The organism is Burkholderia sp. SIMBA_051 (genome assembly GCF_046534915.1).
Taxonomy (GTDB): Bacteria; Pseudomonadota; Gammaproteobacteria; order Burkholderiales; family Burkholderiaceae; genus Burkholderia; species Burkholderia ambifaria.
This window is the reverse complement of record NZ_JAWRXS010000271.1, coordinates 1-272: the sequence shown is the minus strand read 5'-3', so window position 1 is coordinate 272 and position 272 is coordinate 1. Positions and strand designations below refer to the sequence as shown.

At 59.2% G+C, this 272-nt stretch carries 1 protein-coding gene; it reads right to left on the bottom strand.

Annotated features, from left to right (window positions below):
- Window positions 1-272, bottom strand: a 272-nt coding sequence (locus SB771_RS34490; RefSeq protein ID WP_410721975.1) for a hypothetical protein, incomplete at both ends; no start/stop codon positions are given.

Below are 272 nucleotides of genomic sequence, written 5' to 3'. Positions count from 1 at the left end.
AGTCGAAGCGATCGGCCGGAATACGCAGTAACGCGCAACTGGATTGGAGCGCGATCCGGACCGCTGAAAGCCCGACATAGGCCGGAGCGTCGATCACCGTCAGCGCATGAAGTGCAACATCGCGCACTGACGAGTTCCCAGCTTGATCGGCGACGATCGAGAGGGTCGCCAGACGCGTCCGAACCGACATCGCGTCGAACGAATCGCGCTCGCTTTCCGGCACAAGACTCGACGCGAGCTGAACAAGATCAACATTCAGAAGTGGCATATAG